Raw genomic sequence first — 19,408 nt, forward strand, 5'->3', positions numbered from 1 at the left:
ATGGCGGGCCTCAGTAGTTGAGGTTCCAGGTGATCAGGTGGCCCACCAGGCCGAGCCAGACCACGCCCAGCAGCGCCAGCGCCACCAGCACCGCCCACACGCGGCTCAGGCGGGTGGCGTCGGTGCGGCGCATGCGCCAGGCCGTCCATACGCCCACCAGGGCGGCGCCGATCGCCAGCAGGCCGCTGGCCTCCAGCAGGCCGACGATCCAGTCGATGCCGCTGTGGTAGGCCGCGACGTCGACGCTGAGCACCGGCTTGATCATGATGAACCAGGCGCTCACGTAGACGGCAGCCACCAGCACCGCCAGTCGCTGGAACTTGCGCAGGCGGCGCAGCTCCGGCGACAGGCCGCTGGTGGCGCGTTCGGCGCGGCGCAGCAGCGCGCCAAGGGGCCAGGCCAGCAGGGTGCAGGCCAGCACCAGGAAGGACAGCAGCAGGATGCTCACGTTGAGCGGGGCCGAGCGCAGGAAGTGGGCTTCCTGCATCACCGACACCGGGTTGTCGCTGTCGATCACGGTCTTGACCCCGTCCACCGTCTTGAGGGTCAGCATCTGGGCGCCGCCGACCTTCTGCCACAGCTGCGGGCCGATCTCGCGGAAGGTGACCGGCTCGCCCAGGGCGTCGGGCGCGGTGATGGTGCCGTCCGGGTTGGCGGTGATGACCGATTGCTCCAGCAGGTAGAAGAAGCGCAGGAAGCCGTGATCGACCCGGCGCGAGCTCTGGTAGCGGCCGGCGATCTCCTGGGCGTCGGCGGCGGCCGAGGCCAGGGTCGGCGCTTCCTTGGCGGCGGGAGCCGGGAAGTAGCGGTCCATGAAGCCGTCCATCAGCTCCTTGCGCGCGCCGTACACGGCCGAGTCCTTGCCGCGGCTGTTGTAGGTGAAGAAGATGCCCACGTTCTCTTCCGGGATCAGGTTCATCTCGGTGTGGAAGACGATGGTGTCGCCGCCGTGGCCGAGCAGCACGCGGCCGTTCTGCAGCACCCGGAAGAAGCCGTGCGCCATCACGCCGAAGCCCGGCGGGGCATCGTGGGTGGGGCTGTGCATGCGCGCCGTGGTGGCGGCGTCCAGCAACTGGACGCCGTCCACGCTGCCGCGCTGCAGGTGGGCCAGCATGAAGCGCGTCATGTCGGCCGCGGTGGTGGTCATGGAACCGGCCGGCGCGGTGATCACCAGCTCGAAGGGCGAAGGCGGCTCGGCGATGGTGTGGTAACCCTGGGACGGCTGGCCCGGGAAGCCCTTGGGCAGGGGCTGGGCGAAGGTCGAGTGGCGCATCCCGAGCGGCTTGAAGACGTGCTGCTCGACGTAGCGCTCGAAGGGCATGCCGGACACGCGCTGCACGATGTAGCCGGCCAGCGCCACGCCGTAGTTGGAATAGGCCGGCACCGTGCCCGGCGCGAACAGCATCGGCCGTGGATGCTCCTTCAGGTAGGTTTCGGTGCTCTGGGCCTGCCCGGGATCATAGCCCAGCAGGTCCTTCAGTCCTTCCTCGAAGCCGGCGCGGTGGTTCATCAGGTCGCGCATGGTGATCGGCTTGCCGTAGGCTTCCTCGATCCGGAAGTCGAGGTAGTCGTTGACGTTGCGGTCGAGGTCGATCTTGCCCTGGGCGACCAGTTGCATCACGGCGGTCCAGGTGAAGACCTTGGCGGTCGAGCCGATCCGCACCAGGCTGGCGGCGGGGTCCATCGGCGCCTTGGCCTCGACATCGGCCAGGCCGTAGCCCTTCTGCAGCAGCACCTTACCGTCCTTGACCACGCTGATCACCATGCCGGCGATCTGGCCGCTCTTGAGCGAGTAAGGCACCCGCCCGTCGAGCCAAGCCTCGAGGTCGGCCGCGTCCAGCATGCGGCCGCCCGCCGGCGCGGCGCCATTGCCGGCGCTGGGGGCCGGCGCCTGCGGCAGCTGCGGCCCGGCGCCGCGGGCCTGGTCGGCGATGGCGCCGGCCTTGTCCTTCGCGGCCGCGCCGGGCTTGGGAGTGGCGGCAAGGTCCGTAGGCGCCGTCTGCGCGGCCGCCGGCGCCGCCGCGGCGGCCGGCAGCGAGGCAGTGGCGAGCAGCGCGGCGGCTGCGATCAGGAACAGGAAGTGGGAACGCGCGCTCATCGGGTCCTCGGGTCAGTAGTGGGGATTGAAACTCAGCAGCCGGTGGTAGAGGCCGACCGCCGTCAGGATCGCGAAGCTCAGCACCCACAGCGCGGGCAGCGCCATGTCCTTCTTCGCGCCCGAGGCCAGCACCGTGCGCGCATGCCACAGCGCCACGCCCAGGCCGCCGAGGAAGCCGACGAAGCTGCTGGCCTGGGCCAGGACCAGCAGCAGGCTCGGATCGCTCTTCTCCATCTGCACGAAGCTCAGGGTCCACAGGGCGACGCTGAGCAGGACCACGCCGCAGGCCAGGCGCAGCCAGGTGAGCGTACGCGGCGGCTTGGGCAGGCCGTGGCGGCGGCGGATGCGCGCCGCCACCGGCCAGGCCAGCAGCGTGAGCAGGGCCACCAGGAGCGCGCCGAGCAAGAGCAGCAGCATGACGCTGCTGGCCATGAAGGGCACCGGCTCGAACACGAAGGCGAAGACATAGGGCTCCAGGCCCCAGCGTTTGATCTTGCCGTCTTCCACGATCGCCTGCAGGCGGCGCTTGCCATGCTCTTCCTGCCACAGGAAGGGCTTGATCTCGCGGAAGGTGCTGCGGCTGCCGCCGAGTTCGATCGCCACCCGGCCGCCCTCGACCGCTTCGATCTTGAGTGGGCTGATCAACTGCAGGATGGACAGGAAGGTCGAGTCGGCGCGCCGCGAGTTGCGGTAGGCGCCGGCCAGCATGGCGGCGTGCTGCTCGGCCGTGGCCTGGTCGACGCCGGCAGCCAGGGGTGCGCGGGTGTCGGGCAGGTAGCGGTCGGCGAAGCCCTGGTAGAGGCGTTCGCGCAGCCATTTGCCGAGATCATGGCGGCCGGCCGCGTTGACCGACACGTACAGGCCGATGCCCTCGTCCGGCAACAGGATCAGGTCGGAGTGGAACAGGTTGGTGTCGCCGCCGTGGCCGAGCGCGCGGCGGCCGTTCAGGTCCTGCTGGTAGAAGCCCAGGCCGATGCCGTTCAGGTCGGGCATGCCGCGCGTGATGGTGGTGTGCATCAGCTTGACGGTCTCGGGACGCAGGATGCGCTGGCCGTCCAGCTCACCTCCCTGCAGGAAGGCGAGCATGAAGCGCGCCATGTCGCTGCCGGGCGCGGACAGGCTGCCGGCCGGCGGCATGCTGACGATCTCGAAGCCCTTGGGTTCCTCGTCCGCGCTCATGTAGCCCTCGGACATCTGGCCGCGCAGGGCCTGGGGCAGCGGCTGGCGGAAGGTCGACTGCTTCATGCCCAGCGGCGCGAAGATGCGCTGCTCGACATAGTCGTCGAAAGGCTGGCCGCTGACGCGTTCCACGATGTAGCCGGCCAGCGAGGTGGCCCAGTTCGAGTAGCCCTGGGTGGTGCCCGGGTCGTAGAGATAAGGCGGGATATAGCCCTTGAGGACCTTGCCGTTGTCGGGCGTGTACTGGTCGTAGACGATCAGCCGGCGGCCGGTCTCCTCCAGGCCGGTGGTGTGGGTCATCACGTGGCGCAGGGTCAGGAACTTGCCGTTGCGCGCAGGGACCTGGAAGTCGAGGTAGCGGTTCAGGTCCGCATCGAGATCGAGCTTGCCCTGCTCCACCAGCTGCATCACGGCGGTCCAGGTGAACAGCTTGGAGATCGAGCCGGGGCGGAACAGGGTCCGGTTCGGATCGACCGGCACCGATCCCTTCCAGTCGGCGAATCCATAGCCCTTCTCGAGCAGCGGCTTGCCGTCCTTGACCACCACCACGATGGCGCCGGGCACCCCGGCGGTGCGCAGCGCGCTGGGCATCAGGCCGTCGAGCCAGGTCTCGAGGTCCGCGGCGCTGAGCGCGCGCGCCGCGCCGGTGGCGGCGGGCGGCGCGGCCGCGGCGGGCGGGGCCACCGAACCGGAGGGCGAAGGAGCGGGCTCCTGGGCCAGGGCCGGCAGCAGGAAGGCGGCGCCCAGCAGGAGCATGGCCGCGCGCAGGCGGGCGAGCAGGAGGCCCTTCATCAGAAGGCCCTCGTCAGGTTGAGGCCAATGGTGCGCGGCTGGACCGGTGTGACGCGCAGCGGGCCGCCGAAGGCGGTAAGCGCGGTGTCGGCGCTGCTCACGGCGCGCTTGTCGGCCAGGTTGCGCACGAAGGCGCCGAGCTGCCAGCCACGCAGGTCCACGCCGGCCTGCAGGTCGGCCAGGGTGTAGCTGGACATGCGGAAGTTCGGCACCGAGGTTTCCGGCGAGTCGAAGCCGGCATTGCGCTTGCCCACATGGCGCACGCCGAAGCCGGCCCAGGCGGGGTAGCCGCCCAGTGCGAACTCGTAGCGCGCGCCCAGGTTGGCCGAGACGCGCGCGGTGTTCGGCAGGCGCGCGCCCGACATGCCGAGCGCCGGGGCGTCCTCGGTCAGCGTTGCGTCGGTCCAGGCCAGGCTGCCGTCCAGGCTGAGGCGGTCGTCGAGCTTGTAGCGCAGCGCCAGTTCCAGGCCCCTGGATTCGGCTTCGCCGGCATTCCCGGTCAGGGTGGTGGCGCCGATCGCGATCGGCTGCTGCAAGTCGTCCCAGCGGATGTCGAACAGCGCGGCCTCGACGAACAGGCGGCGGTCCAGCAGGTCGGCCTTGTAGCCGATCTCGTAGCTCCACAGCTTGTCGGGCTGGAAGGTGGTCGGCGCACCCGGGATCACCTGGCCGTTCTGGTCGATCGCCGGCGGATTCGGGCCGCCCGGACGATAGCCGCTGGCGGCACGGAAGTAGACGCTGCTGGTCTTGTCGATCGAGTAGCGGGCGGTGGCCAGGTAGGTCTTGGAGCTGTCCTTGCCCGAGGATTCGAAGTCGCGCACGCCATTGGTCAGGGTGCCGTAGGTCTGGCGGTTGCGGGCCGAGCGCGCGCCCACCGTGAACGACCAGGCGGCGCTCGGGTTCCAGGTCAGGTCGCCGTAGACGGCATTTTCCTGGAACAGCGAGGGCTGGCTCGAGCGCACGAAGTCGGTTTCCGTATTGTCCGGCAACTGGGCGTAGAGACGCTGGTCACGGCTGCCGGTTTCCTTGTTGTGGTAGAAGCCGAGCAGCCATTCGAGCGGACCGCGGCTTGAAGTCAGGCGCACTTCGGCGGTGCGCTTGCGCAGGTCGATGTCGTTGTCGAGGCCACCGAAGTTGAGGCCTTCGCTGCCGAGGATGTCGGTGGCGTCGAGCGCGGTCTCGCCCTCGAAGCGCTGGGCCGAGGCGATCACGTTCAGGCGCGCCCAGCCCATCTCGTACTCGACCGCACCCGAGACCACCCCGGTCTTGATCTTGTAGGGTTCGTCGCGGTAGAGCTGGTGGGTCAGGTCGCCGTACAGGGGCTGGCCGGTGGCGATGTCGTACTGGGCGATGCTGGTGCCGTCGCGCTCGATGTTCTGCTGGGTGGCGGTCAGGCGCACGCGCAGCTTGTTGCTGGGGTCGAAGAGCACCGACACCCGCACGCCGCGGGTGTCGCCCTCGTTGGCGTGGTCGGCGTTGACCCGGCCGACCGAACGGATGTAGCCGCCGTCATGCTCGTTGAAGGCCGCCACCCGCAGCGCGGCCACGCCTTCCTGCAGCGGCACGTTGAACACCGCATTCTCGGTGTGGCCGACGCCGCCGTTCCTGCTCTTGCGGATCGCCAGCCCGGCCTTGCCCGAGAAGCCGCTCGGATCGGGATCGTTGGTCACGTACTTGAGCAGGCCGCCCATGGCGCCGGCGCCGTACAGGGTGCCCTGGGGACCGCGCAGCAGTTCCACGTGGTGCAGGTCGAGCAGCGACAGGTCGAGGGCCGACACCGCTTCGCCGACGAAGCTGGTGCTGGAGCCGAAGGCCACGTCGTCGATATAGATGCCGACCGTCGGCGCGCTCATGCTGCCCACCGAGACGCCGCGGATCTCCACCTGGCCGCGCCCCGGGCCGCCGTCGCTGGAGACGTGGACGCCCGGCAGGGTGCCGACGTAGTCGCTCAGCGAGGCCGCGCCGGACTGTTCCAGCACCTCGGTGCTGATGGTCTCCACGCGCAGCGGCACGTCGCGGATCGGTTCGCGGCGGCGGGTGGCGGTGACGGTGACGACCTCGGTCCTGTTCGATGCGGCGGCGGGAGCGCTGGGGGTGCTGGCGGCGGGCGCCGGCGCGGGTGCGGGTGTGGCTTCCTGCTGCTCCTGGGCCAGGGCCTGGGCGCAGGTGAGGGAGACGAGGGTGGCGGCGGCGAGGGAAACCGCGCGGCACCGTGCAAGACCGCTGGCCGGGCGCCGCCCGAGCGCGAGGTCGTTTGTTCCGGTATTCGACAGCTGCAAAACGCTTCGGTACATGGTGCACTCCTGGTGATGGGGACCGCGGTCAATACGTTTTCAAAATACTACATTATTTTCTGAATATCTATCAAACAGAAAAAATATAACTGTTGTTTTCTGTATTTGAAAATTCGACGGCGAGTGCGGGCCTGGCCGGAAAATCGCGCGAAGCGGCAGGAAGTGCGCTCCCAGGCCTCCCCCTTCGGGGCGGCCCAGGGCGGGAAAGGCGGAGGAAACTCAGGAAGCGGCCGCCAGCAGGCGGCGCACCGGCGGGCGGGCGGAGGAATCGCGCACCACGAGCTGGCCCCGCAGGCGCTCGCGGCGGCGCGGCGGCTGTTCGCCGCGGATGCGCTGCAGCAGCAGCGCCGTCAGTGCATGTCCCATCTGGTAGATCGGCTGGGTCACCGTGCTCAGGCGCGGCGTGGAGAACGCGGCCATCTCCAGGCCGCAGGCGCCGACCACCGACAGGTCCTCGGGCACGCGCAGGCCGGCTTCCTGCGCCGCGCGCAGGGCGCCCAGCGCCATCAGGTCGCTGCAGGCGAACAGCGCGGTCGGCGCGCGGTCCAGCGCGAGCAGACGGCGCGCGCCCTCGTGCCCGCCCTGGCAGTCGGGCGCGACGTGCGCCACGCAGGCGGGGTCCAGGCCGAGTCCCGCCTCGTCCAGGGCGCGGCGGCAGCCGGCCAGGCGCTCCCGCGTGGCCGGGTGGCGCGCCGGACCGGCCAGGCAGGCGATGCGCTTGTGGCCGAGCTCGAGCAGGTGGCGGGTGGCGGCGTAGCCGGTGGCTTCGTGATCGAGGCCGATGAGGTCGAGATCGGCCGCGACGTCGTGGTCGGCCAGCACGACCGGCACGCGCTGGCCGGCCAGCAGCGGCGCCAGTTCGTCGCGGGCGCTGCCGGCCACCAGCACCAGGCCGTCGATGCGGCGCTCGATCAGGCCGCGCAGGTGGGCCGCCTGGCGCTGCGGGTCGTCGTAGCCATTGCACAGCATGATGGTGTAGCCGGCCGCGAAGGCGGCGTCCTCGATCCCGCGCAGCAGTTCGGCGATGGCGGGGTCGGTGTTGTCGGGCACCGAGACGCCGATGGTATGGGTCTTGTCGTTCTTGAGGCTGCGCGCCACGGCGCTCGGGATGTAGCGCATCTCGTCGATCACCGCCAGCACCCGCTGGCGAACGTCTTCGCTGACTGCGCGCGTATTGTTGATGACGTGCGAGACGGTGGAGGTGGAAACCCCTGCCCGCTCCGCGACCTGCTTCATTGTTGCCATCCAGCCTCCTTAGCGCGGCATTATGACCTGAACGTTACAAGACGGGCAATGTGTATGTACTCACAACAGGGCGGATCACCCGATCCGGATTGTGTACAATCGATCAATCCCCACCTATGGTGGGCGCGACGGCCAGTGGCCATCCGCCCGCGGTGCGATCGATGGCCGCGGTGTATTCCTCTCACCCTGTCCCCAACAAGGAGTGTGTATGGCAATCAGTCTTCAGAAAGGCGGCAACGTCAACCTGAGCAAGGAAGCGCCCGGCCTCACCCGCGTGATCATCGGCCTGGGATGGGACCCGCGCTCCACCGACGGCGCGCCCTTCGACCTGGACGGCAGCGCCTTCCTGCTCAAGAGCGACGGCAAGGTGCGCGCCGATACCGACTTCATCTTCTACAACAACCTCAAGTCGCCCGAGGGCTCGGTCGTGCACGCGGGCGACAACACCACCGGCATGGGCGCCGGCGACGACGAGAAGATCGCGGTCGACCTGGCGCGCGTGCCGCCCGAGATCGAGAAGATCTCGTTCTGCGTGACCATCCACGACGCGGACGCGCGGCGCCAGAACTTCGGCATGGTCAGCAAGGCCTACATCCGCTGCCTGAACGCCAGCGGCGACACCGAGATCGCCCGCTACGACCTGTCCGAGGACAGCTCGACCGAAACCGCGATGATCTTCGGCGAACTGTATCGCCACGGCGCCGAATGGAAGTTCCGCGCCGTCGGCCAGGGCTTCAAGGGCGGGCTCGGACCGCTCGCCCGTTCCTTCGGCGTCAACGTCTGACCCGCGGGCGGCCGCCGCGCGCGGCCGCCTTTTTCCACTCTTCTTCGAGCACTGCATGCGTGTCTGGTACAACAGGACGTTTTCGTCCGTCTACGCCGCGATCAAACTGGTCCGCGAGGCCGATACCGAAGGCCGTTTCACCCTCATTCACAGCAATCCCAACCGCCATGCGCCCGCCGGCCGGCTGGCGCACGCATTCCATGGCGAGCCCACCGGGCTGGAACGCGAGGCCTACGTCGACTGGTGCCTGGACTTCTGCCGCAGGCACGCCATCGACATCTTCGTGCCGGGGCGCGAGGCGACCGCGCTGGCGGCCGAGCATGCGCGCTTCGCGCAGGCCGGGGTGCGGGTGCTGAGCGCGGCTTCAGGCCCCGCCCTGCAGCTGCTGCATGACAAGGCGCGCTTCTACCTGGAGACCGACCTGCCGCAGGCGCCGGTGGCGGAATTCCGCCGCTTCGAGAACCTCTCGGAATTCGACGCCGCCTATGCCGCGCTGCGCCCGCGCCACGCCAGGCTGTGCGTGAAGCCTACGCACTCGATCTACGGGCTGGGCTTCGCCGTGATCGACGAGGAGCGCAGCAGCGCCGCCCTCCTGATGGCCGGCGTCGAGTACCACATCGGGCGCGAGGACCTGCGGCGCGGGCTGGCGGAGCTGGGCAGTTTCCGCAGCATGCTGCTGATGGAATACCTGGACGGTCCTGAATACAGCGTCGATTGCGTGGGGGACGAGGGGCGCCTGGTGGTCGCCGTGGTGCGCCGCAAGCTGGGCCAGCCCGGCGCCGGCCAGCTGATCGAGCAGCGCGCCGACATCCTGGAGGCCACCAGCCGGCTGGCTGCCCGCCATCGCCTGAACGGCGTGTTCAACGTCCAGTTCCGCGAAGGCGGCGGCCGTCCGCGCCTGCTCGAGATCAATCCGCGCATGTCGGGCGGGGTCGGCATGGCCTGCGTGGCCGGGCCGAACCTGCCCTGGATCGCCTTGAAGGGTTTCGCCGACGGCTTCGACACGGTGGACGTGCCGGCGGTGCGCGACGGGATCCGCGTGGCCGAGCTGTCGGAAGCGGTGGAGCTGGCATGAACGCGCCCTCCTCTTCCTCGACCCTGGCCTGGCGCAGCGTCGCGCTGCCGACCGGCACCCTGGAACTGCGCCTGGAACGCGGCGCATCCGAGGCCGACGCGCTGCTCGGCTTCGCGGCGCGCGCCAACGCCAAGCGCGGCTTCCTCTTCCTCAGCAAGGTGCTGGGCAAGCACTGGCCGGTGCGCTCCAGCGCGATGCTCGCCATCCACGAGCGCCTGGCCGCCACCGTCCCGCAGGTCGATGGGCCGGTGCTCTTCATCGCCATGGCGGAAACGGCGGTCGGCCTGGGCCAGGGCGTGTTCGAGGCCTGGCTGCGCGCCCATCCCGGCCACCCTGCCCTGTTCCTGCACACCACCCGTTATCGGGTCGGCTCCAGCCCGCTGATCGAATTCGAGGAAGCGCACAGCCACGCGCCGCGCCAGTTCCTGCACGAGCCGCAGGACCCGGCGCTGCGCGACCTGCTGCTGGCGGCGCGCACCCTGGTGCTGGTGGACGACGAGGCCAGCACCGGCAACACCTTCGTCAACCTGGCGGCGGCCTGCCGCCGGCTCAACCCCGGCATCCGCCAGGTGCACCTGGCGACCATCACCAACTTCATGGGCGCGCAGGCAAGCAGCGGCCTGGACGCGCGCTTCGGGATGCCGGTGAGCCTGGGCGCCCTGGTCGAGGGCGAGTTCCGCTTCAGCGCAGGGACCTGCGCGCCCGACGGCGGCGTGGCCCAGCGCTTCGACCCGGCGGCCGAGAACGGGGCGAGCGGCGCCTTCGGGCGGCTGGGACTGGCGCGCGCGATGCGCGCGCCGGAGACCTTGGCCGATGATCTGGCGGCGGGCGTGCGGCCGGGTGAGCGCGTGCTGGTGCTGGGCACGGGCGAATTCATGCACGCTTCCACCCTGCTGGGTGCGGCGCTCGAGCGGCGCGGCGTGGAAGTGTGGGTGCAGTCGACCACGCGCTCGCCGATCCTGAGCTGGGGCGCGGTCGGGCATGCGCTGCGCTTCGCCGACAACTATGGCGAAGGCATCGCCAACTTCCTGTACAACGTGCGGCCCGGCCAGTATGACCAGGTCTTCATCTGCCACGAGACTGCCGTGAATCCCGCCCTGCGCGAGCTTGCGGAACTGCTAGGCGCGCGCCTGTTCCACTTCCACAGCGAGGACCGTGTTGAAGAAATTCCTGTTCGCTGACCTGGACGACACCCTGTTCCAGACCTTCGAGAAGTGCGGCGGGGCCGAGGCGCTGGAGCCGGCCGCCTTCTACCAGGACGGCAGCGTGTGTTCCTACACCACCCGCGCCCAGCGCGCCTTTCTCTCCTTCGTGCAGGACGGGATGACCGTGATCCCGACCACGGCGCGCGACCATGGCGCGCTCAGGCGGGTCAACCTGCCCTTCACCAGCTGGGCCGTGATCGACTACGGCGGCGTGATCCTGGAGCCCGGCGGCGGCGTCGACCGGCCCTGGCTGGAGCGCATGCGCGAGGCCATGTCGGCCGCCCTGCCCGGCCTGCAGGAACTGGCCGCCCACATGGACGCGCACGCGGCGCGCAGCGGCTACGCGGGCCGCACCCGCATGATCGAGGATTTCGCCACGCCCTTCTTCCTGGTGCTGAAGGACCCCGAGCGCAACGCCGCGCGCCTGGCGCCGATCGAGCACGAGATCGTGCGGCCCTGGATCGCGGACGGCGACAAGCCTTATTGCGTGCACCGCAACGGCAACAACCTGGCGATCCTGCCCAAGGCACTGGACAAGGCCAACGCCGTGGCCCACGTGACGCGGCAACTGCGCGCCGAGCATGGCGACATCGTCACCTTCGGCATGGGCGACAGCCGCTCGGACGCGCGCTTCATGGCGGCCTGCGACTACGCCATCATCCCGCGCGGCACCCAGCTGGCCGGCCTGACGGTGGAGGCGCTATGAGCTTCTCGGGCAGCTATCGGCAAGAGGACGTGCGCTTCCTGCTGCGGCAGTTGCCGATGGTCGGCTTCGTCGACGTGGACGAGAAGGAAAAGCTGATCCAGTCGGGACGGCGCCATTACAGCCAGATGCTGTCGCCGGAAGCGGCGCCGTCGGCGCGCTACCTGCAGGTGTTCGACGAGGCCTGCCGCGCCAACAACGGGCGCATGGCGCGCGACTGCCTGCGCCTGGCCGCCCTGATCGCCGCGCGGGTGGCGGGCGCGCCGGTGGTGGTGTCGCTGGCGCGGGCCGGCACGCCGGTCGGCGTGGTGGTGACGCGCCTGCTGCGCCAGGTGTTCAAACGCGAGGCAGTCCATTACTCGGTCTCGATCATACGCGACCGCGGCATCGACGCGGCGGCGCTCAGGCACATCCTGGCGCAAGGCCACCGGGCCGAGGACCTTGTGTTTGTCGACGGCTGGACCGGCAAGGGCGTGATCGCGCATGAGCTGCGCACATCCATCGAGGCATTCAATCGCACGCATGGCACGGCGCTCGACGGGGGTCTGTACGTGCTGGCCGACCTCGCCGGGGTGGCGGCCTGCGCGGCATCCAGCGAGGATTACCTGATCCCCTCGTGCATCCTGAACGCGACCGTGTCGGGCCTGGTGAGCCGCACGGTGATGGACGAGGCGATGGGGCCGGACGACTTCCACGGCTGCCTGTTCTATGCGCAGTTCGCACCGCAGGACCGCTCGCGCGACTTCGCCGACGCCCTCACCCGGCTGGCGCTGGAGCAAACGGAAAGGCTAGGCAAAGTGCGGCCGGCCGACGCGCGCGCGGCGGGCGAACGCTCGCGCGCCTTCCTTGCGCAAGTGCGGGCGCGCTACGACATCGCCGACCTCAATCTCATCAAGCCCGGCATCGGCGAGGCGACGCGGGTGCTGCTGCGCCGCGCGCCGCGCCTGCTGCTGCTACGCGATCCGGCCGCCCCCGAGGTGGCCCATCTTGCTTTACTGGCGGAAGAAAAACGGGTGCCGGTCAGCATCGATCCGGCCCTCCCCTACCACGCGGTATCCCTGATCAGGAGCGCATCCGATGCCTAAGCAGTTCAACGAACCCCTCGGCGCCTCGCTGTACGTGCCGGCCACTCACAAGAGCCTGTCCCTGATCGCCAACGGCGCCAAGCTGCAGGAAGCGCGTTCGCTGATCTTCTGCCTCGAGGACGCGGTGGCCGAGCGCGACCTGAGCTGGGCGCTGTTCAACCTCTCCATCGTGCTGGCCCACATGCCGCGCGAAGTGGCGGCCGAGCGCTACGTCCGGGTGCGCAACCCGGAGGTGCTGGCGCGGGTGCTGGCGATGCCCGGCGCGGACAAGCTGGACGGCTTCGTGCTGCCCAAGGTCACGCGGCATAATTTTGAAACCTATTTCCGCATGGTGCGCGACACCCGCCACCTCCTGATGCCGACCCTGGAGACGGCCGAGGTCTTCGACGAGGGCGAGATGCGGATGCTGCGCGCCCTGCTCGATGCGCCGGGCGTGCGCGGCCGCATCCGGGCGCTGCGCATCGGCGGCAACGACCTGCTCGCCCTGCTCGGGCTGCGCCGGCCGCGCGGCATGACGATCTACCGCACCCCGCTCGGGCCGGTGATCGCGCGCCTGGTGACTACCTTCCGGCCCTACGGCTTCGCGCTGACGGCCCCGGTGTTCGAATACCTTGACCTGCCGGAGCTGCTGGACCAGGAAGTGCAGGAAGACCTGGCCTACGGGATGGTCGGCAAGACCGCCATCCACCCGACCCAGATCGCGGCCATCGAGCAGCACTTCAAGGTGAAGGACCAGGACCTGGCGGTGGCGCGCGCCATCCTCGACGATTCGAGCCCTGCGGTGTTCCGCATGAACGACGCTATGTGCGAGATCGCGACCCACCGGGCCTGGGCCGAACGGCTGGTCGAGCAGTCGAAGCTGTTTGGAAGGGTTGGTGGTCCGGCTGCGGATGCGCTGAACTAGGCGGTGCGCCGGACCGGCCTCATTTGGCCTGGTTGGCGCGCTTGGCGGCCGAGCGCCGCAGATAGAGGCGGGCGGCGCCCGGGGCGAAGCAGAGCAGGATCACCGGAAGCATGTCGGCCGTCTCGATGACGCCGTAGTGCAGCATGACGGCTGCCGCCACGGTGGAGAGGGCGAAGACCAGGGCGTAACCGCGCAGCGCGGTCAGGAAGGGAAGCGGACGCATGATGGGTGGCGCCGGCGAGCGGGCCATGGTGATGATGTGCGATTAAACCACGGGATGGATGAGTCGACAATCTGCCTCAAGGACCAGCTTGAGCTGGGATCCGCCGCATGCCTGCGTTGCGGCCAGCGGCTTTGTCTTCGTCGGCGGTGAAATCGTCATGCGCGGAGATGACTTCACGGTAAGGCCGGCGGCCAGGTTTGCGTGAGCGGCCATGCATATAAACTTGGATTCCGGCCTGCGCCGGAATGACGGTTTGGGAGGCGCGGGGCAGAATTTGCGTGCGCGGACATGCATGTGAACTTGGATTCCGGCCTGCGCCGGAATGACGGTACAGGGGGCGCGGGGCGCGGCGCGCGGGGCGCGAGGCGCGGGGCGCGGGGCGCGAGGCGCGGGAGGCGGAGCGCGGAGCAAAAAACAGGATGTCGCTATGCGGACGGTGAGGAGATCGGTGAGGCTGGCGCATGGACTCCAAACGACAAAAAGCCGGGTCACCCTCGGGGATGCCCCGGCTTTCGTGCCCCAGGCGGCGATGCCGCCAAGGCTAAACCGATTACTGCAGCTTGATTTCGACGTCGACGCCAGCCGGCAGGTCCAGCTTCATCAGTGCGTCAACGGTCTTGTCGGTCGGGTCCACGATGTCCATCAGACGCTGGTGCGTACGGATTTCGAACTGGTCGCGCGAGGTCTTGTTCACGTGCGGGGAACGCAGCACGTCGAAGCGCTGGATACGGGTCGGCAGCGGGACCGGGCCCTTGACAACCGCGCCGGTGCGCTTGGCGGTGTCGACGATTTCCAGAGCGGACTGGTCGATCAGCTTGTAGTCAAACGCTTTCAGGCGGATGCGGATTTTCTGGTTCGGAGCGGACATGCTATTTCCTTTAAAAGAGCGTTCCGGCTTGTCGCCGGCAATGTGTACAAAGTATTTCTAAACTGCACAAGAACGGGAGTATAGCATCGTTCCCATTCAAACAGATGGGGACAGACAAAAAGTCTGTCCCCATCCGTTGCCCCGGCGGGACAGCCCGCCGGGAGATCGGTTCACCTGAAATTAGGCGATGATCTTGGCAACCACGCCGGCGCCGACGGTACGGCCGCCTTCGCGGATTGCGAAGCGCAGACCTTCTTCCATCGCGATCGGAGCGATCAGCTTGACGGTGATCGACACGTTGTCGCCAGGCATGACCATTTCTTTGTCGGCCGGCAGCACGATCGAACCGGTCACGTCAGTCGTACGGAAGTAGAACTGCGGACGGTAGTTGTTGAAGAACGGGGTGTGACGGCCGCCTTCGTCTTTCGACAGGACGTACACTTCGCCGGTGAAGTCGGTGTGCGGCTTGATCGAGCCCGGCTTGGCCAGAACCTGGCCGCGCTGGACGTCTTCACGCTTGGTGCCGCGCAGCAGCAGACCGACGTTGTCGCCTGCCTGACCCTGGTCCAGCAGCTTGCGGAACATTTCCACGCCGGTGCAGGTGGTCTTGACGGTGTCAACGATACCGACGATTTCGATTTCTTCGCCGACCTTGATCACGCCACGCTCGACACGACCGGTCACCACGGTGCCGCGGCCCGAGATCGAGAACACGTCTTCCACCGGCATCAGGAAGGCGCCGTCAACGGCACGTTCCGGGGTCGGGATGTAGCTGTCCAGCGCTTCGGCCAGACGCATGATGCAGTCTTCGCCCATTTCGCCAGCCTGGCCTTCCAGGGCCATACGTGCCGAACCCTTGATGATCGGCAGGTCGTCGCCCGGGAACTCGTACTTCGACAGCAGCTCGCGCACTTCCATTTCGACCAGTTCCAGCAGTTCTGCGTCGTCGACCAGGTCGCACTTGTTCAGGAACACGATGATGTACGGAACGCCAACCTGACGCGCCAGCAGGATGTGCTCGCGGGTCTGCGGCATCGGGCCGTCAGCGGCCGAGCACACCAGGATCGCGCCGTCCATCTGCGCAGCACCGGTAATCATGTTCTTGATGTAGTCGGCGTGGCCCGGGCAGTCAACGTGAGCGTAGTGACGGTTCGCGGTCTCGTACTCGACGTGCGCGGTGTTGATGGTGATGCCGCGTGCCTTCTCTTCCGGAGCCGCGTCGATCTGGTCGTATGCCTTGGCTTCGCCGCCGAACTTCTTCGACAGAACGGTTGCGATCGCAGCCGTCAGGGTGGTTTTGCCGTGGTCAACGTGACCGATGGTGCCGACGTTGACGTGCGGCTTGGTCCGTTCGAATTTTTCCTTTGCCATTTCCTATCTTCCTTAAAGAGAAACGTGTTTCTTGTTTGTCGGGGGCTGGTGATCCAGCCCCCAGTTTTTAATTAAATTACTTGGCTTTTGCGGTGACGATGGCGTCGATCACATGCTTCGGTGCTTCAGCATAGTGCTTGAATTCCATCGTGTAGGTCGCACGGCCCTGGGTCGCCGAACGCAGCGAGGTCGAGTAACCGAACATTTCCGACAGCGGGACTTCGGCCTTGATGATCTTGCCGCCGCCGCCCGGGATTTCGTCCATGCCCTGCACCATGCCACGACGGGACGACAGGTCGCCCATCACGGTACCGGCGTAGTCTTCCGGAGTCTCGACTTCCACGGCCATCATCGGCTCGAGGATGACCGGGTTGGCTTTACGGCAGCCATCCTTGAACGCCATCGAACCTGCCATGCGGAACGCGTTTTCGTTCGAGTCCACGTCGTGGTACGAACCGAAGGTCAGGGTGACCTTCACGTCCACGACCGGGTAGCCTGCCAGCACGCCGGTGGTCAGGGTCTCGCGCACACCCTTCTCGACTGCCGGGATGTACTCGCGCGGAACCACGCCGCCCTTGATGGCGTCGACGAACTCGAAGCCCTTGCCCGGCTCCTGCGGTTCGATGGTCAGGACTGCGTGACCGTACTGGCCGCGGCCGCCCGACTGCTTGACGAACTTGCCTTCCACGTCGGAGACCGACTTGCGGATGGTTTCGCGGTAGGCAACCTGCGGCTTGCCGACGGTCGCTTCCACGCCGAATTCGCGCTTCATGCGGTCAACGATGATCTCCAGGTGCAGCTCGCCCATACCACCGATGATGGTCTGGCCCGATTCTTCGTCGGTGCGCACGCGGAACGACGGGTCTTCCTGAGCCAGACGGTTCAGTGCCAGGCCCATCTTTTCCTGGTCGGCCTTGGTCTTCGGCTCGACAGCCTGCTGGATCACCGGCTCCGGGAACACCATCTTTTCCAGGATGATCGGAGCGGCCGGGTCGCACAGGGTTTCACCGGTGGTCGCTTCCTTCAAGCCGACCGCAGCGGCGATGTCGCCTGCACGGACTTCCTTGATCTCTTCGCGCTGGTTCGCGTGCATCTGCAGAATACGGCCGACGCGTTCCTTCTTGCCCTTAATCGGGTTGTAGACGGTGTCGCCCGAGTTGATGACGCCCGAGTAGACGCGGAAGAAGATCAGCTGGCCGACGAACGGGTCGGTCATGATCTTGAATGCCAGCGCAGCGAACTTCTCGCTGTCGTCCGCCTTACGGGTGACCGGCTGGTCGTCTTCGTCGGTGCCTGCGACCGGCGGAATGTCGACCGGCGACGGCAGGTACTCGATGACCGCGTCCAGCATAGCCTGCACGCCCTTGTTCTTGAATGCGGTGCCGCACATCATCGGGACGATTTCGCCGTTGATGGTGCGCTCGCGCAGCGCCTTCTTGATCTCGGCTTCCGACAGTTCGCCTTCTTCGAGATACTTGTTCATCAGGTCTTCCGACGCTTCAGCGGCGGTTTCGACCAGCTTCTCGCGCCACTCGTTGGCCTGGTCGACCAGTTCGGCCGGCACGTCGCGGTATTCGAACTTCATGCCCTGCGAAGCGTCGTCCCAGAAGATGGCTTGCATCTTGACCAGGTCGACCACGCCCTTGAAGTTGTCTTCGGCGCCGATCGGGATCTGGATGGGGATCGGGTTGGCCTTCAGGCGAGCGCGCATCTGCTCGTACACCTTGAAGAAATTCGCGCCGGTACGGTCCATCTTGTTGACGAAGGCCAGACGCGGGACTTTGTACTTGTTAGCCTGACGCCACACGGTTTCCGACTGCGGCTGCACGCCGCCCACTGCGCAGTAGACCATGCAAGCGCCGTCCAGGACGCGCATCGAACGCTCCACCTCGATGGTGAAGTCGACGTGGCCCGGGGTGTCGATGATGTTGAAGCGGTGCGGCTCGAAGTTGTTCGCCATGCCCTTCCAGAAGCAGGTGGTCGCAGCCGAGGTGATGGTGATACCACGCTCTTGTTCCTGCTCCATCCAGTCCATGGTGGCGGCGCCATCGTGCACTTCACCGATCTTGTGGTTCACACCGGTGTAGAACAGGATACGCTCGGTGGTGGTGGTCTTACCGGCGTCAATGTGAGCGGAGATACCGATGTTACGGTAGCGCTCGATGGGGGTAGTGCGTGCCATAATTTTTCCTAAATCTTTGAATGGACAAAACCGAGCAGCATTTTGAAATCAAAATGTGCCCGGCCTGAACAACGGATACTGTGGCCGCACCCCCAGTGAGGATTGGCCATTTGCTTAGAAGCGGAAGTGCGAGAACGCCTTGTTCGCTTCAGCCATGCGGTGCACTTCGTCACGGCGCTTCATCGCACCGCCGCGGCCTTCCGCGGCTTCCATCAGTTCGCCACCGAGGCGTTGCGGCATGGATTTTTCGCTGCGCTTGTTTGCGGCTTCGCGCAACCAACGCATGGACAGCGCCATACGACGAACCGGACGAACTTCCACTGGCACCTGGTAGTTGGCGCCGCCGACGCGGCGGGACTTGACTTCCACCAGCGGCTTGCAGTTGTTGATCGCGGTCGTGAACACTTCCAGCGGGTCCTTGCCCGACTTTTGTTGGATGTGTTCGAACGCACCGTAGATGATGTTTTCAGCGACCGACTTCTTGCCGGACAGCATCAGAACATTGACGAACTTGGCGACATCGGTGTTGCCGAATTTCGGATCCGGCAGAATCTCGCGCTTGGGTACTTCACGACGACGTGGCATTTCAATTCCCTTCTGTCTTCAGTTGAGTGCTTGTTCCGCACTCGCGAAAGGCCCTCATGACCCTTCACTTACTCAGCCTTCCGGCTGGCTCAACTTAACTGGTTAATATGACTGGCTGATGAATTACTTCTTGGCAGCCTTGGCACGCTTGGCGCCGTACTTCGAACGCGCCTGCTTACGGTCTTTCACGCCCTGGGTATCCAGCGCGCCGCGGACCATGTGGTAACGCACACCCGGAAGGTCTTTCACACGACCGCCGCGGATCAGCACGACCGAGTGTTCCTGCAGGTTGTGGCCTTCACCGCCGATGTACGAAATGACTTCGAAACCGTTGGTCAGACGCACTTTGGCGACTTTACGCAGTGCCGAGTTCGGCTTCTTCGGCGTGGTGGTGTACACACGGGTGCACACGCCGCGCTTTTGCGGGCAGTTTTCCAGTGCCGGCGACTTGCTCTTCACAACCGCGGCTTCACGCGGCTTGCGAATCAGTTGATTGATGGTTGGCATCGTTCTTAATCCAACAAAGTACTACTACGTTGACGACCCGGGCCGGCACAAGCTTGGCCCGGGGACTAAAACCTAGTCCCGTATCCACTGACAACGGAGGCGACGAAAGCCACTCACCGAAAAGGAGCGGCTGCGAATGCGTATACGATGTGCAGAATAAATTCGAGAACTCGCGAGTATAGACCCGATGGTCAAGCGGGTCAACCGGTTAACTGCCTTGCAGGGCCGGCAAGTGGCCCAGGGCGCGGTAAACCGTGGCGAATGTGGCATCACTACGACAGACAAGCACTGTTGCAGCGCAGCCATTA

Annotated in this window: 16 protein-coding genes; 6 read left to right on the plus strand and 10 right to left on the minus strand. The window is 66.8% G+C overall.

The window, feature by feature from the left end:
* Positions 1-10: 10 nt before the first annotated feature.
* From B0920_RS21670 to B0920_RS21685, 4 genes are all read right to left on the minus strand, one after another.
* Entirely contained in the window at positions 11-2,098 is a 2,088-nt protein-coding gene (locus tag B0920_RS21670; RefSeq protein WP_078034760.1) for a serine hydrolase, read from the minus strand.
* Between the two features lie 12 nt (positions 2,099-2,110).
* Positions 2,111-4,069, minus strand: a complete 1,959-nt coding sequence (locus B0920_RS21675; RefSeq protein ID WP_078034761.1) for a serine hydrolase — start codon at positions 4,067-4,069, stop codon at positions 2,111-2,113.
* On the minus strand, positions 4,069-6,363 hold the full coding sequence (locus B0920_RS21680; RefSeq protein WP_078034762.1) for a TonB-dependent receptor: 2,295 nt from the start codon (positions 6,361-6,363) through the stop codon (positions 4,069-4,071). The genes B0920_RS21675 and B0920_RS21680 overlap by 1 nt, the downstream gene beginning before the upstream one ends.
* A gap of 219 nt (positions 6,364-6,582) precedes the next feature.
* The gene (locus B0920_RS21685; RefSeq protein ID WP_229455870.1) at positions 6,583-7,608 is read right to left on the minus strand and encodes a LacI family DNA-binding transcriptional regulator; all 1,026 of its coding nucleotides are present in this window, start codon (positions 7,606-7,608) and stop codon (positions 6,583-6,585) included.
* Positions 7,609-7,816: 208 nt separating this feature from the next.
* Between B0920_RS21685 and B0920_RS21690 the strand changes: the two genes are divergently transcribed.
* The 6 genes from B0920_RS21690 to B0920_RS21715 are packed head-to-tail and all read left to right on the plus strand — an operon-like array spanning position 7,817 to position 13,364.
* Entirely contained in the window at positions 7,817-8,392 is a 576-nt protein-coding gene (locus B0920_RS21690) for a TerD family protein (protein WP_078034764.1), read from the plus strand.
* Positions 8,393-8,447: 55 nt separating this feature from the next.
* Positions 8,448-9,467 (plus strand): ATP-grasp domain-containing protein, encoded by a 1,020-nt coding sequence (locus B0920_RS21695; protein WP_078034765.1) that lies wholly within the window; start codon positions 8,448-8,450, stop codon positions 9,465-9,467.
* Complete coding sequence (locus B0920_RS21700; protein WP_078034766.1) at positions 9,464-10,648, plus strand: phosphoribosyltransferase domain-containing protein; 1,185 nt, start codon at positions 9,464-9,466, stop codon at positions 10,646-10,648. Before B0920_RS21695 ends, B0920_RS21700 begins: the two co-directional genes overlap by 4 nt.
* Positions 10,623-11,378, plus strand: coding sequence for a hypothetical protein (locus tag B0920_RS21705; RefSeq protein ID WP_307188911.1), 756 nt, complete (start codon positions 10,623-10,625; stop codon positions 11,376-11,378). The genes B0920_RS21700 and B0920_RS21705 overlap by 26 nt, the downstream gene beginning before the upstream one ends.
* Positions 11,375-12,460: a cysteine protease StiP domain-containing protein gene (locus B0920_RS21710; protein ID WP_078034768.1), complete on the plus strand. Its 1,086-nt coding sequence runs from the start codon at positions 11,375-11,377 to the stop codon at positions 12,458-12,460. Before B0920_RS21705 ends, B0920_RS21710 begins: the two co-directional genes overlap by 4 nt.
* Positions 12,453-13,364, plus strand: a complete 912-nt coding sequence (locus B0920_RS21715; RefSeq protein ID WP_078034769.1) for an HpcH/HpaI aldolase/citrate lyase family protein — start codon at positions 12,453-12,455, stop codon at positions 13,362-13,364. Before B0920_RS21710 ends, B0920_RS21715 begins: the two co-directional genes overlap by 8 nt.
* A gap of 19 nt (positions 13,365-13,383) precedes the next feature.
* Here B0920_RS21715 and B0920_RS21720 read toward each other — a convergent pair whose 3' ends face one another.
* The 6 genes from B0920_RS21720 to rpsL all read right to left on the minus strand — a co-directional run bounded on the left by B0920_RS21720 (position 13,384) and on the right by rpsL (position 19,100).
* Positions 13,384-13,587, minus strand: coding sequence for a hypothetical protein (locus tag B0920_RS21720; RefSeq protein WP_078034770.1), 204 nt, complete (start codon positions 13,585-13,587; stop codon positions 13,384-13,386).
* Between the two features lie 550 nt (positions 13,588-14,137).
* Positions 14,138-14,455 carry a 30S ribosomal protein S10 gene (gene rpsJ, locus B0920_RS21725; RefSeq protein ID WP_005663509.1) on the minus strand — a complete coding sequence of 106 codons (318 nt, stop codon included), beginning with the start codon at positions 14,453-14,455 and terminating at the stop codon, positions 14,138-14,140.
* A gap of 180 nt (positions 14,456-14,635) precedes the next feature.
* Entirely contained in the window at positions 14,636-15,826 is a 1,191-nt protein-coding gene (gene tuf, locus B0920_RS21730) for an elongation factor Tu (RefSeq protein WP_078034771.1), read from the minus strand.
* Positions 15,827-15,902: 76 nt separating this feature from the next.
* Positions 15,903-18,008: an elongation factor G gene (gene fusA, locus B0920_RS21735; protein WP_078034772.1), complete on the minus strand. Its 2,106-nt coding sequence runs from the start codon at positions 18,006-18,008 to the stop codon at positions 15,903-15,905.
* A 114-nt stretch (positions 18,009-18,122) separates the two neighbouring features.
* The gene (gene rpsG / locus B0920_RS21740; RefSeq protein WP_078034773.1) at positions 18,123-18,593 is read right to left on the minus strand and encodes a 30S ribosomal protein S7; all 471 of its coding nucleotides are present in this window, start codon (positions 18,591-18,593) and stop codon (positions 18,123-18,125) included.
* A 123-nt stretch (positions 18,594-18,716) separates the two neighbouring features.
* On the minus strand, positions 18,717-19,100 hold the full coding sequence (gene rpsL, locus B0920_RS21745) for a 30S ribosomal protein S12 (RefSeq protein WP_036240557.1): 384 nt from the start codon (positions 19,098-19,100) through the stop codon (positions 18,717-18,719).
* Between the last annotated feature and the right edge of the window lie 308 nt (positions 19,101-19,408).

Origin of the sequence: Massilia sp. KIM (assembly GCF_002007115.1) — a bacterium.
Lineage (GTDB): Bacteria > Pseudomonadota > Gammaproteobacteria > Burkholderiales > Burkholderiaceae_D > Telluria.